The organism is Aeromonas hydrophila subsp. hydrophila ATCC 7966, from assembly GCF_000014805.1.
GTDB lineage: Bacteria > Pseudomonadota > Gammaproteobacteria > Enterobacterales > Aeromonadaceae > Aeromonas > Aeromonas hydrophila.
In genome coordinates this window covers 1,372,950-1,386,743 of the sequence record NC_008570.1, presented here as the reverse complement: position 1 = coordinate 1,386,743, position 13,794 = coordinate 1,372,950, and the positions used below count along the sequence as shown (strand labels likewise).

General features: G+C 64.0%; 14 protein-coding genes and 1 riboswitch. Of the genes, 7 read left to right on the top strand and 7 right to left on the bottom strand.

Features of this window, described 5'->3' with window-relative positions; all coding sequences use genetic code 11:
• Position 1 precedes the first annotated feature (1 nt).
• Positions 2 to 1,381, top strand: coding sequence for an MATE family efflux transporter (locus AHA_RS06425; RefSeq protein ID WP_011705189.1), 1,380 nt, complete (start codon positions 2 to 4; stop codon positions 1,379 to 1,381).
• A 150-nt stretch (positions 1,382 to 1,531) separates the two neighbouring features.
• On the top strand, positions 1,532 to 1,780 hold the full coding sequence (locus AHA_RS06420) for a YciN family protein (protein WP_005298586.1): 249 nt from the start codon (positions 1,532 to 1,534) through the stop codon (positions 1,778 to 1,780).
• Between the two features lie 34 nt (positions 1,781 to 1,814).
• Here the strand turns inward: AHA_RS06420 and AHA_RS06415 are convergent, their stop codons facing one another.
• Positions 1,815 to 2,954: a GGDEF domain-containing protein gene (locus tag AHA_RS06415; protein ID WP_011705188.1), complete on the bottom strand. Its 1,140-nt coding sequence runs from the start codon at positions 2,952 to 2,954 to the stop codon at positions 1,815 to 1,817.
• A gap of 246 nt (positions 2,955 to 3,200) precedes the next feature.
• Here AHA_RS06415 and AHA_RS06410 point away from each other — a divergent pair, with 246 nt between their 5' ends.
• Entirely contained in the window at positions 3,201 to 4,598 is a 1,398-nt protein-coding gene (locus tag AHA_RS06410) for a nucleobase:cation symporter-2 family protein (RefSeq protein ID WP_011705187.1), read from the top strand.
• A gap of 99 nt (positions 4,599 to 4,697) precedes the next feature.
• A complete protein-coding gene (locus AHA_RS06405) occupies positions 4,698 to 5,399 on the top strand; it encodes a lipoyl protein ligase domain-containing protein (RefSeq protein WP_011705186.1) in 702 nt (233 codons plus the stop codon).
• A 109-nt stretch (positions 5,400 to 5,508) separates the two neighbouring features.
• Here AHA_RS06405 and AHA_RS06400 read toward each other — a convergent pair whose 3' ends face one another.
• On the bottom strand, positions 5,509 to 6,885 hold the full coding sequence (locus AHA_RS06400; protein ID WP_011705185.1) for an alanine/glycine:cation symporter family protein: 1,377 nt from the start codon (positions 6,883 to 6,885) through the stop codon (positions 5,509 to 5,511).
• A gap of 107 nt (positions 6,886 to 6,992) precedes the next feature.
• Positions 6,993 to 7,103: riboswitch (glycine riboswitch) on the bottom strand.
• Positions 7,104 to 7,600: 497 nt separating this feature from the next.
• Between AHA_RS06400 and AHA_RS06395 the strand changes: the two genes are divergently transcribed.
• On the top strand, positions 7,601 to 8,752 hold the full coding sequence (locus AHA_RS06395) for a type III PLP-dependent enzyme (RefSeq protein ID WP_011705184.1): 1,152 nt from the start codon (positions 7,601 to 7,603) through the stop codon (positions 8,750 to 8,752).
• Between the two features lie 69 nt (positions 8,753 to 8,821).
• On the opposite strand, the gene AHA_RS06390 is transcribed toward AHA_RS06395, so the two are convergent.
• Both AHA_RS06390 and AHA_RS06385 read right to left on the bottom strand, forming a co-directional pair.
• A complete protein-coding gene (locus tag AHA_RS06390) occupies positions 8,822 to 9,790 on the bottom strand; it encodes a calcium/sodium antiporter (protein WP_011705183.1) in 969 nt (322 codons plus the stop codon).
• A gap of 124 nt (positions 9,791 to 9,914) precedes the next feature.
• Positions 9,915 to 10,388 carry a peroxiredoxin gene (locus tag AHA_RS06385; protein ID WP_011705182.1) on the bottom strand — a complete coding sequence of 158 codons (474 nt, stop codon included), beginning with the start codon at positions 10,386 to 10,388 and terminating at the stop codon, positions 9,915 to 9,917.
• A 126-nt stretch (positions 10,389 to 10,514) separates the two neighbouring features.
• On the opposite strand from AHA_RS06385, the gene AHA_RS06380 reads away from it, so the two are divergent.
• Positions 10,515 to 11,441 (top strand): phenylacetate--CoA ligase family protein, encoded by a 927-nt coding sequence (locus AHA_RS06380; protein ID WP_011705181.1) that lies wholly within the window; start codon positions 10,515 to 10,517, stop codon positions 11,439 to 11,441.
• A 63-nt stretch (positions 11,442 to 11,504) separates the two neighbouring features.
• On the opposite strand, the gene yfcD is transcribed toward AHA_RS06380, so the two are convergent.
• Positions 11,505 to 12,008 carry an NUDIX hydrolase YfcD gene (yfcD, locus tag AHA_RS06375; RefSeq protein ID WP_011705180.1) on the bottom strand — a complete coding sequence of 168 codons (504 nt, stop codon included), beginning with the start codon at positions 12,006 to 12,008 and terminating at the stop codon, positions 11,505 to 11,507.
• Between the two features lie 188 nt (positions 12,009 to 12,196).
• Here yfcD and AHA_RS06370 point away from each other — a divergent pair, with 188 nt between their 5' ends.
• The gene (locus AHA_RS06370) at positions 12,197 to 12,412 is read left to right on the top strand and encodes a DUF1107 domain-containing protein (RefSeq protein ID WP_016349931.1); all 216 of its coding nucleotides are present in this window, start codon (positions 12,197 to 12,199) and stop codon (positions 12,410 to 12,412) included.
• Between the two features lie 56 nt (positions 12,413 to 12,468).
• Here the strand turns inward: AHA_RS06370 and AHA_RS06365 are convergent, their stop codons facing one another.
• Positions 12,469 to 12,795: a DUF2845 domain-containing protein gene (locus tag AHA_RS06365; protein WP_029303666.1), complete on the bottom strand. Its 327-nt coding sequence runs from the start codon at positions 12,793 to 12,795 to the stop codon at positions 12,469 to 12,471.
• Entirely contained in the window at positions 12,780 to 13,793 is a 1,014-nt protein-coding gene (locus AHA_RS06360) for an ABC transporter permease (RefSeq protein WP_011705177.1), read from the bottom strand. Before AHA_RS06360 ends, AHA_RS06365 begins: the two co-directional genes overlap by 16 nt.
• Between the last annotated feature and the right edge of the window lies 1 nt (position 13,794).

Below are 13,794 nucleotides of genomic sequence, written 5' to 3'. Positions count from 1 at the left end.
AATGAATTATTGGCAAGCGATTTTAAAACAAACCACCGATCGTGAGTTCATGACCCGATTGTGGCGGCTGGCCCTGCCGGTCTCGCTGCAATCCATGATGTTCTCCCTGCTCGGCCTCATCGACATCATGATGGTGAGCCAGCTTGGCACCACGGCTGTGGCGGCGGTTGGCTTGGGTAACCGGGTCTTCTTCTTCAATCTGCTGGTGATAGCGGGACTCTCGGGCGGGGTCTCGGTGTTGGCGGCACAATATTACGGTCGCGGCGAGATGGCCGGGGTGCGCCGCTCGCTGGCGCTGGCGCTGGTGGGGGCCCTGCTGGTGAGCCTGCCGTTTGCCCTGGTCTACGTGCTCTCACCGGGCAGCGTGCTCGGCTTTGCCAGCCAGGAGCCCGCGCTGCGCGAGCTGGCCGATCAGTTTCTGATGATCACCGGCGCCACCATCCTCTGCACCGCCGTGGTGGTACCGCTGGAGTCGGCGCTGCGCTCGGTCGGCAATGCCGCCGCCCCCACCCGCATCGGTATCATCGCCATCATCGCCAACGTCACCCTCAACTACGCCCTCATCTTCGGTCATTTCGGCTTCGAGGCGATGGGGGTAGCCGGCTCGGCCTGGGGCACCACCCTTTCACGGCTGCTGCAAACGACCCTGCTGCTGCTCTACGTGAGACGCTATGAGGCGCGCCTGATCCCGCGAAAGGATGACTGGCTGGCCGCCTTCAAACGCAAGGAGGTGGTGCGCTTCACCCTGATCGCCCTGCCGCTCCTGTTCCACGACGGGCTCTGGGCCTTCGGCATGCTGCTCTACGGCTTTCTTTACGCGCACCTTGGCACCGACTCGCTGGCCATCATGACCACCCTCGGCACGCTGGAGAGCATCCTCATCTCCCTCTTCTTCGGGCTGGCGGTGGCCTGCTCCACCCTACTCGGCCACCGGCTCGGGGCGGAAGAGTACGAGGTTGCCTGGCAGCACTCCCAGCTCTTTCTGCTGCTCGCCCCCATTGGTGCCCTGCTGGTGGGGATCGCGGTCTGGCTGCTGCAGACCCACCTGCTGCAGTGGATCGGCAACCTGCCGGGCGAGCTGATGACGGAGGCCGGCCAGGTGCTCGCCATCATGTGTCTGGGCATGCTGCTCAAGGTGTTCAACATGGTGGGCATCATAGGGGTGCTGCGCTCGGGCGGGGATGTGAACTACAGCATCTTCATCGACATCGTCGGCATGTGGTGCATCGGACTGCCACTCGCCTGGGGCGCGGTCAACCTGCTGGGCTGGCCCCTCTCCTGGGTAGTGGCGGTGGTGTTGCTGGAAGAGCTCAGCAAGGTACTGCTGGTGCAACGTCGCATTCGCCAGCGCCGCTGGCTCAGAAATCTGGTGCTGGGATAAGGGGACAGAGCAAAGCGGGAAAATGCGGGGTCATATCAATGACAGAAAATCCCTGTTTGCAGTATGCTGGCCCCCTCTTCAATCAGAGGCAGGGCGCACCGCGTGCAGCGACATTATGCCCCTGCCCAGTAGTCGTTTAAGGAGACGAGCATGCAACCACAAAAAGAGCTGATCACCGAGACTGCCCTGCTGGAGATGGCCAACAAGATCATCAAGGAACACGAAGACTTCATCCACGGCATGCGTGCCGATTCGGTGGAGCAGAAGGGGGAGATCCTGGTGTTCAAGGGGGAGTTCTTCCTGGCCGAAGATGGCACTCCGACCGGCAAGACCATGGCGGTGTTCAACATGTTCAAGCTGCTGGCCCAGCAGCTCTCCGGCAAGTACCAGCTGGGCTGAGCCCGCTCAACCCAGCGCAAGCAAGATGCCGCCCTCAGGCGGCATCTGTCTGTATGGCGGCAGGCTGTGCCGGCTTGCCGCCCAGCTCCCCCACCACGCAGTTGCGCCCGGCCATCTTGGCCATGTAGAGGCACTCGTCGGCCCGGTTGAGCAGATCCTCCACCCCCTCGCCACGCAGGGCCAGGGTCAGGCCGATACTCACCGTCACCTCCAGCAGTTCGTCGGAGGTGGGGCTCTTCACCAGCCGCGCCTCCACCGCCACCCGCAGCCGCTCGGCCACCCGCTTGGCCTGGGCCAGCTCGGCGCAGTTGGGCAGCAGGATGGCAAACTCCTCGCCGCCGTAGCGGCCCAGCACCATGCCGGGCTCCAGCTGCTCCGCCAGGGTCGCCGCTACCTCCTTGAGCACCGCATCCCCCGCCAGATGGCCGAAGGTGTCGTTGATGCGCTTGAAGCGGTCCAGATCCAGCAGCAGCACCGCGAACGGCGCCTGCTTGCGGATCATGCTCATCCTCGCCTTCTCCAGCTGTTTCATCAGCAGGCGGCGGTTCATCATCCCGGTCAGCTCGTCGGTGGTGGACTCCCGGTAGAGCTGCAGCAACATGTTGAGCTGGCCGCACTGCACCCAGCTGCTGGCGAGGGCAAACAGCCCCAGCAACCAGATCTGGTTGAGGGTCTGCACGCTCCAGAGCGGCTGCCCCACCAGCAGCCAGTTGCCGGCCAGCATGGTGACCAGAATGCCCCCCGCCAGCTGCAGGCCGAGGGAGAGCGGAATGGGGAAGATGGCGAACAGGCTGATGAGCAGGTAGGGGAAGGCCATGTAGCCCGCCTGCAGCTCCTGATCCGCGCCGAAGCTGTGCAGGCAGATGAGGGAGAAGAGCATCATCACCGCCATCAGGTAGCCGAGCGCCAGCTTCATGCGTTCGCGTCTGAAGTGGATGAGGTAGGAGAAGGGGATTAGCGGGGAGAGGGCGAGCAGGCAGAAGATCCGGGCCTGAAACAGTTCATCGAACTGGGCGGAGGGCAAGGTCAGCCAGTCCACCACCGCCCAGGCGGGCAGGCCCACCATCAACAGACAGGTGAGCAGCCGAAGACGCACCGTCATAAAGCCCATGCGGGTCAGGGTAAAATCTTCGGAGTGGGCACGGGCACTCCAGAACTCCGACAGCTTCAGCATCCAGAGCCTCCAAATCGCAACAGAGGGCTCATTCTACGCCGTGCGGCGGCAAAATCCTATGCAACCGGCGCCATTTCCGGGCGAGCGCCGTCACACAAACCGGCGGATCATAATCGCCGCGCGCAAACGTTTCAACCCATCAAAAAATAAACCCGTTACAACCCGAATTAGCGCTGGTCAGCCCGTTCTCAATCACTAAAATAGCGCCCAATTTTCTGCCCCCTCCCCCACACATTCGAGGTATTTATGGAACAGGCTGCCGCCGTACGCGCAACCCGAGAGGCCCATCCCCCCAGGCGAGCCCACAGCGAACTGGTCTATGGCATAGAGGATGTCCCGCCCCTGCCCCAGACCCTGTTCGCCGCCCTGCAGCATATGCTCGCCATGTTTGTCGCCATCATCACCCCGCCCCTCATCATCGCCAACGCCCTCGGCCTCCCTGCCGCCGACACCCGCTATATCGTCTCCATGTCGCTGGTCATGTCCGGCATCGCCTCCTTCATCCAGACCCGCCGCTTCGGCCCCCTCGGTTCCGGCCTGCTCTCGGTACAGGGCACCAGCTTCAACTTCCTCGGCCCCATCATCGCCTCCGGCCTCGCCCTCAAGCAGGCGGCCATGCCCACCGAGGATCTGCTGGGCACCCTGTTCGGCACCATGCTGGCGGCCGCCCTCACCATCGTCGTGATGAGCCGCTTCCTGCACCTGGTCAAACGGATCATCACCCCGCTGGTGACCGGCATCGTCGTGCTGCTGATCGGCCTGACCCTCATCAAGGTGGGCCTCATCAGCATGGGGGGCGGCTACGGCGCCCTGGCGGACGGCAGCTTCGCCAGCCACACCAACCTCTTCCTCTCCCTGCTGGTGCTCGGCCTCATCGTGCTGCTGCAGCGCAGCCGCAACCCCTGGCTGCGCCTCTCCGCCATCATGCTCGCCATGCTGGTGGGCTATGCAGTAGCGCTGCTGCTGGGCAAGGTCAACGCCCCCACCTTCGACGGCCCGCTGCTGATGGTGCCTATTCCGCTCCACTACGGGCTCGGCTTTGACTGGCAGCTGTTCGTGCCGCTCGCCATCATCTTCGTGGTGACGGCGCTCGAGGCCATCGGCGACATGACCGCCACCTCCGACATCTCCGGCGAGCCGCTGGAAGGGCCGGTCTACATGGAACGGATCAAGGGCGGCGTGCTGGCCGATGGCGCCAACTCCATGCTGGCGGCGGTCTTCTCCACCTTCCCCATGTCCACCTTCGCCCAGAACAACGGCGTCATCCAGCTGACCGGGGTGGCCAGCCGCCACGTCGGCCTGTTCATCGCCGCCATGCTGGCGCTGCTCGGCCTGTTCCCGGCTGTCGCCAGTCTGGTACAGCAGATCCCCGAACCCGTGCTGGGGGGCGCCACCATCGTCATGTTCGGCACCATCGCCGCCGCCGGCGTGCGCATCATCTCCCGCGAGGAGCTCGATCGCCGCGCCCTGATGATCCTGGCGGTGTCGCTGGCAATGGGCCTCGGGGTGGCGCAGGTGCCGGAAGTGCTGCAGCACCTGCCGGATCTGGCCAAGAGCGTGCTCTCCTACGGCGTCGCCACCGGCGGCCTCACCGCCATCATCATGAACCTGCTGCTGCCCAAGCGCGCCGCCGCACAAGTCTGACACTCCGCCATCCTTGCACCAAAGCCCCGCCATGCGGGGCTTTACCTCCTTCGCTGCCACGGGTAGTGTGCTGGGCAGCCTCTGCTCAGGATGCCTTTCATGCCCTATACCCTGCTTCCCTCCCTGCCCGCCAGCCACACCCCGGATCAGATCCTGGCCGAGGAGCAGCGCTGGCTGCGAGAATGTGCCCATGACCGCCAGCCCCGCGCCCACCTCTGGCAGGCGCCCCAATGCCTCATCGTCACCCGCAAGGACGCCCGCTTGCCCCGCTACCAGGCCGCCTGCGAGCAGCTTGCCGCCGAGGGCTGGCCCGTGCATGTGCGCGACAGCGGCGGCACTGCCGTGCCCCACGGCGCCGGCATCCTCAATCTGTCGCTCATGCTGCCTCGCACCACCACGGATCTGGCTCACTACTACCGGCTGCTGGGAGCGCCGCTGCTGAGCCTGCTCGGGGAATACGGTCTCGCGGGCAGCTATGACTTCGTGCCCGGCTCGTTTTGCGATGGCCAGTACAATCTGGTGATCGGGGGTCGCAAGGTGACCGGCACCGCCCAGCGCTGGCTGGCACCGGGCCAGGATCACCAAGGGGCCGTGCTGGCCCAGGCCATGCTGCTGGTGGCCGGCAATGTGGACCAAGGCACCCGGATGGCGAGCCGCTTCTACGAGCTGGCGGGCGGCGAGCTGCGCTTTCTCCCCGCCACCTCCACCACCATCACGCAAGCCATAAACTGGCAGGGGAGCGAGGGCGAATTGGTGGAGAGGGTGCGAACCCGGCTCACCGCGCTGCTGACCCAGGAGTGAGCTCCGCGCCCTGCTGCCGGGCACCACAACCGGCCCCCTCATCAAAAATGCCCATAAAACAAGCCACGACCCGGGTCGTGGCTTTTCGTTTGGATGGATGGTCGCGGCGTCAGGCCGTCTGCGGCTCGGGCTCGGACTCCGTATCCCGGTCCCGGCTGAAATAGGCGCGGGTCTCGGCGATCACCACGTGGCGCAGGCCGATGAGGCCGATGAGGTTGGGCACCGCCATCAGGCCGTTGACGATGTCTGCCAAGAGCCAGATCAGGTCCAGATGGAGGAAGGCACCACTCGCCACCAGCACCAGATAGATGAGGCGGTAGGGTTTGATCGCCTTCACCCCGAACAGGTACTCGGTGCAACGCTCACCGTAGTAGTTCCAGCCAAGGATGGTGGTAAAGGCGAAGAACAACAGGCCGATGCTCACCAGATACTGGCCGACATGGGCATCGAGCCCCTGGGCAAAGGCCAGACTGGTCATGGCCGCGCCGCTCACATCGCCGCTCCACACCCCGGTCACCACCAGGGTCAGACCGGTCATGGTGCAGATGATGATGGTGTCGATGAAGGTGCCGGTCATGGAGACCAGCCCCTGCTCCACACAGGAGTCGGTCTTGGCCGCCGCCGCCGCGATGGGGGCAGAACCCAGCCCCGACTCGTTGGAGAAGACCCCGCGCGCCACCCCGGACTGGATCGCCAGCATGATGCCGGCACCCACGAAGCCGCCGGTGGCTGCATGGCCAGTGAAGGCACTCCCGATCACCAGGGCGATCGCCTCCGGCAGGGCGGCGGCATTGTTCACCAGCACACCGAGGCAGGCGACGATGTAGAAGATGGCCATGAAGGGCACCACCTTGCTCGACACGCTGGAGATGGACTGGATGCCCCCCAGGGTCACCAGCGCCACGATCAGGGTCAGCACCACGGCGGTCACTTCACGGGGTACCGAGAAGGAGAGGCTCATGGCGTCACTGATGGCGTTGACCTGCGGGAAGGTGCCGATGCCGAAGAAGGCGACGCCGATGCCGAACAGAGCGAACAGCTTGGCCAGTGGCCTGGAGCCGAGCCCCTTCTCCAGATAGTACATGGGGCCGCCGGCCATCTGGCCGTTGGCGTCCTGCTGGCGATATTTGACCGCTAGCAGGCACTCGGCGTACTTGGTGGCCATGCCGAACAGGGCGGCCATCCACATCCAGAACAGGGCGCCTGGGCCCCCCAGCTTGATGGCGGTGGCCACCCCGACGATGTTGCCGGTGCCTATGGTGGCGGAGAGGGCGGTGCAGAGCGCGCCGAAGCTGGATACATCCCCCTGCTTGCCCTGACCCTGATCGCGGCCAAAGACCAGCCGCAGGGCGAGCGGCAAGCGCACCACCTGAAGCAGACCCAGACGCAGGGTAAGGTAGATACCGGTCCCGACCAGCAGGATCAGCAGGGGTGGCCCCCAGATAAAGCTATCGATGGCGGCGAGCGCCGATTGAATTGATGACATGCATCCTCCTTAAGAAACAGAAATTAAGGAGGAGAAGGATGATCTTCCCATAGGTGTCGCGATCAGCCAGAGGCGATCGGATGCGGGCCAAGCCCAGGTACAACCATCCCATCCCCTCTGTCCTTTTGCCTGAGAGTTTCCGGCGCCAGATTGCGATGCAATCACGGTGCCTTGCTCCTTCGGCGCCCGATTCAACGGGTCTCTCCAGAGTATCGTCCAGTAGCAGTCCACACCGGTTGCCCGGTACCTGAAAGATTCACTTCTTCGGTGGATGGTTGCCCATCACTCTCCTGCTACCTTCATCCGAACTAGTTTGGATTAGGAAGCCGGCATGGTAATCCAAAAAGTGTGAGCTGTCTCCCACTCGGCCACCCCGGCCGCCGTTTTTTTTCGCACCGAACCATCTGTTATTTGTTCGTTAACTATCAATAAGTTATTCCCACTTATCGCAGATGGCCCAGCTTCACTAGCCGATACGGCCGCCATATCAAGATGATATTTCGTCTCGACCAGAAAAACTTGCCGACATATCCAATCAAAAGGGTTGCACGCAAACGCAATAAGCCGATAATCCCGCGCATAACTAAGCACTTTGCAATGGAGTTATGCAATGTGCCTGGTTGGTCCCTCCGGACCGCTCGCCTGAGCCGGCCGTCGCCGGTTCAACCCCATATGGCTTGGGCATATCACGCCCCCTAAGGATGACCAAAAGAGAATGAACGAGACCCTGGTAGCACAAGATTACCGTCAGCTGGTTGAACAGTTCGGCTCCCCCCTGCTGCTGCTCGACAAGGCAGCCGTCCGCAAACAGTATCGGGCCCTGGCGGCCGCCCTGCCCGATGTACGATTGCACTATGCACTCAAACCCCTGCCCCACGAGGCAGTGGTCTCTGTCTTGAAGGAAGAGGGGGCCTGTTTCGATCTGGCCACCAATGGCGAAGTGGATCTGGTGCGCAGTCAGGGTGTCCGCCCGGGACGCTGCATTCATACCCATCCCATCAAGCGCGACAGCGACATCCGCTATGCGCTGGAGTACGGCTGCACCGTGTTTGTCTACGACAACCCGCTGGAGCTGGAGAAGTTCATTCCCTACAAGGATGAAGTGAAACTGCTGCTGCGAGTCAGCTTCCCCAACCCCGAGACCAAGGTCGATCTCTCCAAGAAGTTCGGCTGCACCCCGGAGCAGGCGCTGCCGCTGCTGCAACTGGCCCACGCCAAGGGGATCAAGGTGATGGGGCTGTCGTTCCACGTCGGTTCCCAGGTGCCCCACGCCCGTCGCCACGTGCAGGCCATCGATGCCTGCCGCGAGATCATGGAGCAGGCCTGGGAACTCGGTCTCAAGCCCTGGGTACTGGATATCGGCGGCGGCTTCCCGGTGGATTATGAGGGCGGCGAGTTCGACATCGACGGCTTCTGCGCGCCGATCCGCGAGGCGCTGGCCAAGCTGCCGGCCACGGTGCAGAAGATTGCCGAGCCGGGCCGCTTCATCAGCGCGCCGGCCATGACCTCGGTCTCCAGCGTGATGGGCAAGGCTCATCGCGGCGACAAGATCTGGTACTACCTGGATGACGGTCTCTACGGCAGCTACAACGGCCAGCTCTACGATCACGTCACCTACCCGGTGAGCACCCCGCTGGCTCGCGGCGAGCTGCACAACTCGGTGCTCTCCGGCCCTACCTGCGACAGCGTGGACGTGATCCGTGACGGCATCATGCTGCCGGATCTGGCCATCGGCGAGCTGGTGGTGGGCCGGGTGATGGGAGCCTACACCTGGGCCTCGGCCTCCACCTTCAACTTCTTCCCCAAGGCGAGCATCCTCATTCTGGACAGCAGCCAGAAAGGGCAAAAGCTGGTGGCAGTCGCTTAAGAGCCATCAACAGAATGCAAAGAGGGGAAGCCGCGGCTTCCCCTCTTTCGTTTCATCCAGCTCAAACGGCTAGATAAACTGGCTGGCCAGCAACCAGCCGGTGTAGCCCACGAAGCAGGCGAGCAGCAGGCCCCCCTCCAGCCGGTTGATCCGCCCCTGCCCCTTGCGGCCCAGGCACATCACCAGCAGCAACAGGGTCAGCCCCATCATCACGCTCCAGTCGCGGGAGAGCACTTCCGGTGCCACGTCGAGCGGGTGGATCCCCGCCGCGATCCCCACCACCGCCAGGGTGTTGAACAGGTTGGAGCCGAGCACGTTGCCAAGGGCCAGATCGTGCTCGTTCTTGCGAATGGCGATGAGGGATGAGGCGAGCTCCGGCAGCGAGGTGCCGATAGCGACTATGGTGAGGCCAATCACCAGATCGCTGATGCCGAGCGCCTGGGCGATGGTCACCGCCCCCCACACCAGCAGGCGGGAGGCCGCAATCAGCAGCACCAGCCCGACGATGAGCCAGCCGATGGCCGCCTTGAGAGACATCCCCTCGCTGTCGATGCTCTCCTCGGTTTCCGCATCCAGCGCATCCCCCTTGCCGCGCATGCCGGCCCGGATCGACCAGCCCATCAGGCCAACGAACACCACGCCGAGGATGACGGCGTCCGTGCGGTCCAGATGACCGTCCAGCAGCAGAGCGCCGGAGAGCAGGGTGATGCCGAGCAGGATGGGGATCTCCTTGCGCACCACCTGGGAGGCCACGGCGATGGGGCTGATCAGGGCGGTCAGTCCCAGGATCAGGGCGATATTGGTGATGTTGGAGCCATAGGCGTTGCCGAGCGCGAGGCCGGGGTTGCCCTGGGAGGCCGCCAGCGCGGAGACCACCATCTCGGGGGCCGAGGTGCCAAAGCCGATGATCACCATGCCGATCAGCAGCGGCGGCATGCCGGCGTAACGGGCGGTGGCGGCGGCGCCATCGACAAACTTGTCCGCACTCCAGACCAGCAGCGCCAGTCCGGCAATCAGGGCAACAAAAGCCAGGGTCATAACATCTCCATTCCATCGCCAGCAAACGCAAGAGCCAGGCGATGGCCCGGCTCTTTGCAGAAGTGGGCCCAGTGTAGCGAGCCGACTTTCCATTTCAAGGAAAAATCAAACGACGATTGATATTTTACAGCGCCGCCAGCAGGCTCTGGGCATCCGACACCTCGAACTTGCCGGGGGCCTCCACAAACAGCTGCTCGACCACGCCATCGTTGGCGATGAGGGCAAAGCGCTGGGCACGCACGCCACCAAAGGCCCCGGTCTCCTTGGCCAGACCCAGTGCCCGGGTCCAGCTGCCATCGCCGTCGGCCAGCATGGTGATGGCCTCGGCGTTCTGGGCATCCTGCCACGCCTTCATCACGAAGGCGTCGTTGACCGACAGACAGCAGATGGCATCGACCCCCTTCTCCTTGAACTTGTCCGCCAGCACCACATAGCCGGGCAGGTGGGCGTTGGAACAGGTGGGGGTAAAGGCACCGGGCACCGCAAACAGCACCACCCGCTTGCCGCCAAACAGGCTTTGGCTATCCCGCTGCTGCTTGCCCTCGGCGGTGATGAAGGTGAATTCGCCCGCAGGCAGGGCTTGGCCAATCGCTATCATGATCTCTCGTCCTCAACTGGATGGCAGGGGCTCCAGTCTACCCCACTCCCGCCATGTGACACAGACCCCGATCCCGTTCGCCTTTTGGACTAACCTTGAGCAGGATCAGCCGACCAAGGAGGCCTCATGCAGCACTATTACGATGGACTGGAAATTCGCCCCTCCGCCTTGCGAGAGCAGCAACAACTGGATCAACTCAATCACCTGCTTACCCATGTCGGCCAGTATTGCGCCGGTTATTCCAGTGCCTACCGCCAGCGTCGCCTGCAGGATCTGGGCGAGCTGACCAGCCTGCCCCTGCTCAACGCCAGCGAACTGTTCGCCGCCCAACAGGCTCACCCGCCCTTTGCCGGCCTCACCGGCCGCCCCGCCAGTCAGGCGCTGCGGGTCTTCGCCTGTCCGGGCCAGCTGGCCATTCCCGAGTACGCCGGCGCCGACTGGTGGGGGGCGGCGCGCGCCCTGTTCGCCGCCGGTTTCAAGGCCGGGGAGGTATTGCTCAACGGCCACGACTACCACATCAGCCCCACCGCCTTCATCTTCGACAACGGCGCCCGCCAGCTGGGTGCACCCGTGGTGCCCTGCGGCCCCCACGATACCGGGCGCCAGCTGGAGGCACTGCAGCGCTATGAGCCGACCGGGTTCGTCGGGCCGCTGGCGGTGCTGCTGGATCTGCTGGAGGCGGCGGAACGGGCCAACGTGCCGAGCGACAGCCTGCGCTGCGCCCTGCTGTGCGAATCCTCCCACCCCGATACCCGGCCGCTGCAGGCGGTGCACGGCATCCGGGCGCTCAACTGCCTGTTGCTGCAGGATGCGGGGGTGATCGCCTATGAGAGCCAGCCCGGCCAGGGCTTCATCGTCAACGAAAGCTGCCTCATCGAGATCATCGATCTGGCCAGCGGCGAGCCGGTCATCGGTGATGGCGTCGGTCAGCTGGTGGTAACCCGGCTCGATCTGGAATACCCGCTGCTGCGTCTGGTGACCGAGTGGCAGGGCCATTGGCTCGCCGGTGCCAGTCCGTGCGGGCGCACCAACCGCCGACTCAGGCTGATCTAACATCCCCCGCCCCGAAACAAAACGGGCAGCCAGTGGCTGCCCGTTTTGTTTGCAGGGTGCGCGTCAGCGCCGTGCCTGCCAGGTGGCGATGGCGAGCAGGGAGTCGGGGGTAAATTCGGCGGCCCGCGCGGCGATCTCCGCCTGGCTCATCCAGCACACCTCGCTCACCTCTTCGGCCTGCAGTTGCAACGGCCCCTGATAGCGGCAACTGAAGAGACCGCCCCAGACCCGATACCCCTCCCCTTCGGCATAGAAGTCACCGAATGCCTGCAGCGGCACATCGCGGATCCCCAGCTCCTCGGCCAGCTCGCGGCGGGCGGAGGGCTTCATCTGCTCGCCCGTGGTGACCACGCCACCGGCGCAGGCATCCAGCATGCCGGGGCAGAAGTCCTTGCTGAGGGTGCGGCGCTGCACCAGGATGCGGTCAGCCTCGTCGAGCACCAAGATATAGCTGGCGCGGTGGCAGAGGTTCTCCCGCCGCACCTTGGCACGCTCGGCAACCCCGACCACCTGATTGTTTCCATCCACCACATCCACCCATTCCACACGCAGACCCTTCTTGTTCATGGCGTTAAACTGCCCGCAGTATATCGGGGTAACGGCTTGTCATGGCAGCCTTTTTTCACTCCCGCCCCAGATGGACGGCCAATGCGGGTGGAGGACAAACCGGATTCATACAAACCTCCACAAACTGTCACATCCGTGTCACCTGGCAACGCCATAGTGTGCCCTGTCCACGCAACAGGTGTTTTGTGATGAAGGTGTTCAAGAACTTGTCTCCCCGCCAGATTGCCCGCTACATCAAGAGCTTCCATCACGGCAGCTTCATGGTGGAGGCCCACGGGCGGTTCGAGTTCAGCGGCGGCGAGATCAATCTGGAGAGCCTGACCTGCCGTCAGACCCTGAGTCTGGCCAGGCAGATCAATCTGGAGGTTCGCGGCCTGCGTCACACCACCCTGCTGTTGGGGTAACTTCCATAGTCCTTTCTGTTTTGTAGTCTGCGTTCATGCACGTCTTTGCCCGCCGGCTACTCGCCGCGCGGGCCGTTTTCGATATCGGTGATCACCCCGTTTCGCACGGTGACGAAGCGCATGAACTCGTTCTTGCCGAAGTTGTAGGTCCAGCGCTCCCCATACTTCACCTGCATCAGGTTGCCGAATTGATTCTCCTCGTTGCGGGTCAGCTCCTCGCGCAGCATGGGTTCGCCGCATTTGAGCAGCATCTCGGCGGTGCTGTCCCCTTCGGTGATCAGCGCATTCTTGCAGCGCATGGCGCCGGCACTGGCCGGCAGACTCAACAGCAGGGCCAGCAGGGCCCCGCCAACCAGCGGTAGTGACTTCATCGGTGACTCCATTTGAACAGGGCACTGCCCAGGGTGATGCAGCAGAGCGTAAACAGCAGGACCCAGCCCAGTGGCGCCGCCACCTCGGCCCAGCCTGCCCCTTCCAGCATGACGGCGCGGGCCGCCGCGATGATCTGGCTGAGCGGCAGCCAGGCCGCCAGCTGCTGCAGCCAGGCGGGGGCCCCTTCCAGCGAGAACCAGACACCGGAGAGAAACATCATCGGCATGCTGATGACGTTGAGCAGCCCGCTCGCCAGTTCCTCGTTCTGGATGCGGGCCGCCACCAGCAGGCCGAGGGACGCCATGGACGCCCCGCCCAGCAGGGCGATCAACAGCAGCAGCCAGCCCGAGCCCAGCAGCGGCACCCCGAGCAAGAAGTAAGCCACTAAAAATACCAGCAGGCTCACCACCAGGGTGATCAGAATGCGCGACAACAGCTGGGCGCAGAGAAACTCGGCGGCCGAGAGCGGGGTGGCCCGCAGCCGCTTGAGCACCCCGTTCTTGCGGTAGCGGACGATGACGAAGCCCACCCCGAACAGGCCGGAGAACATCAGGTTCATGCCGATCACCCCGGGCAGCAGCCAGTCACCGTAGCGAATGGCCTGCCCGCTCAGGGTCTCCCGCACCAGCTGCACCGGCACGGCCTGGCGCAGCAGGTACTCGGCCATGGCTCCCTGGGGGGCGTCCGGGTTGATCCAGTAACGGCCCGTGCCGGGCGAGAGCAGCAGATCCAGCTGATGGTGGCGCACCTTGAGCCGGCCCTTCTCCTCTTCGTCATAGGGGATGATCTTGAGCAGCGGCACGGCGCGCAGCGGGGCATAGGTCGCGGGCTGCTCCCCCACCACCCCCATCTGCACCAGCGGCTTGGGCGGGCCGGAGAAGATGAGGGTGAACCCCAGCACCAACAGCAGCGGAAAGGCCAGGTTCCAGATCAGCGCGGCCCGATCCCGCACGAACTCCAGGTTGCGGGCATAGAAGAGCGCGCCGATGCGCTTGAGGGATCCCGTCATC

Excerpts from the sequence above, each read along its gene's own strand:
- AHA_RS06380 (WP_011705181.1), top strand. The coding sequence starts at position 10,515 with ATGCAGCACTATTACGATGGACTGGAAATTCGCCCCTCCGCCTTGCGA.
- AHA_RS06405 (WP_011705186.1), top strand. The coding sequence starts at position 4,698 with ATGCCCTATACCCTGCTTCCCTCCCTGCCCGCCAGCCACACCCCGGAT.
- AHA_RS06400 (WP_011705185.1), bottom strand. The coding sequence starts at position 6,885 with ATGTCATCAATTCAATCGGCGCTCGCCGCCATCGATAGCTTTATCTGG.
- AHA_RS06410 (WP_011705187.1), top strand. The coding sequence starts at position 3,201 with ATGGAACAGGCTGCCGCCGTACGCGCAACCCGAGAGGCCCATCCCCCC.
- AHA_RS06425 (WP_011705189.1), top strand. The coding sequence starts at position 2 with ATGAATTATTGGCAAGCGATTTTAAAACAAACCACCGATCGTGAGTTC.
- AHA_RS06415 (WP_011705188.1), bottom strand. The coding sequence starts at position 2,954 with ATGCTGAAGCTGTCGGAGTTCTGGAGTGCCCGTGCCCACTCCGAAGAT.
- AHA_RS06390 (WP_011705183.1), bottom strand. The coding sequence starts at position 9,790 with ATGACCCTGGCTTTTGTTGCCCTGATTGCCGGACTGGCGCTGCTGGTC.
- AHA_RS06420 (WP_005298586.1), top strand. The coding sequence starts at position 1,532 with ATGCAACCACAAAAAGAGCTGATCACCGAGACTGCCCTGCTGGAGATG.
- AHA_RS06395 (WP_011705184.1), top strand. The coding sequence starts at position 7,601 with ATGAACGAGACCCTGGTAGCACAAGATTACCGTCAGCTGGTTGAACAG.
- AHA_RS06365 (WP_029303666.1), bottom strand. The coding sequence starts at position 12,795 with ATGGAGTCACCGATGAAGTCACTACCGCTGGTTGGCGGGGCCCTGCTG.
- AHA_RS06360 (WP_011705177.1), bottom strand. The coding sequence starts at position 13,793 with ATGACGGGATCCCTCAAGCGCATCGGCGCGCTCTTCTATGCCCGCAAC.
- yfcD (WP_011705180.1), bottom strand. The coding sequence starts at position 12,008 with ATGAACAAGAAGGGTCTGCGTGTGGAATGGGTGGATGTGGTGGATGGA.
- AHA_RS06385 (WP_011705182.1), bottom strand. The coding sequence starts at position 10,388 with ATGATAGCGATTGGCCAAGCCCTGCCTGCGGGCGAATTCACCTTCATC.
- AHA_RS06370 (WP_016349931.1), top strand. The coding sequence starts at position 12,197 with ATGAAGGTGTTCAAGAACTTGTCTCCCCGCCAGATTGCCCGCTACATC.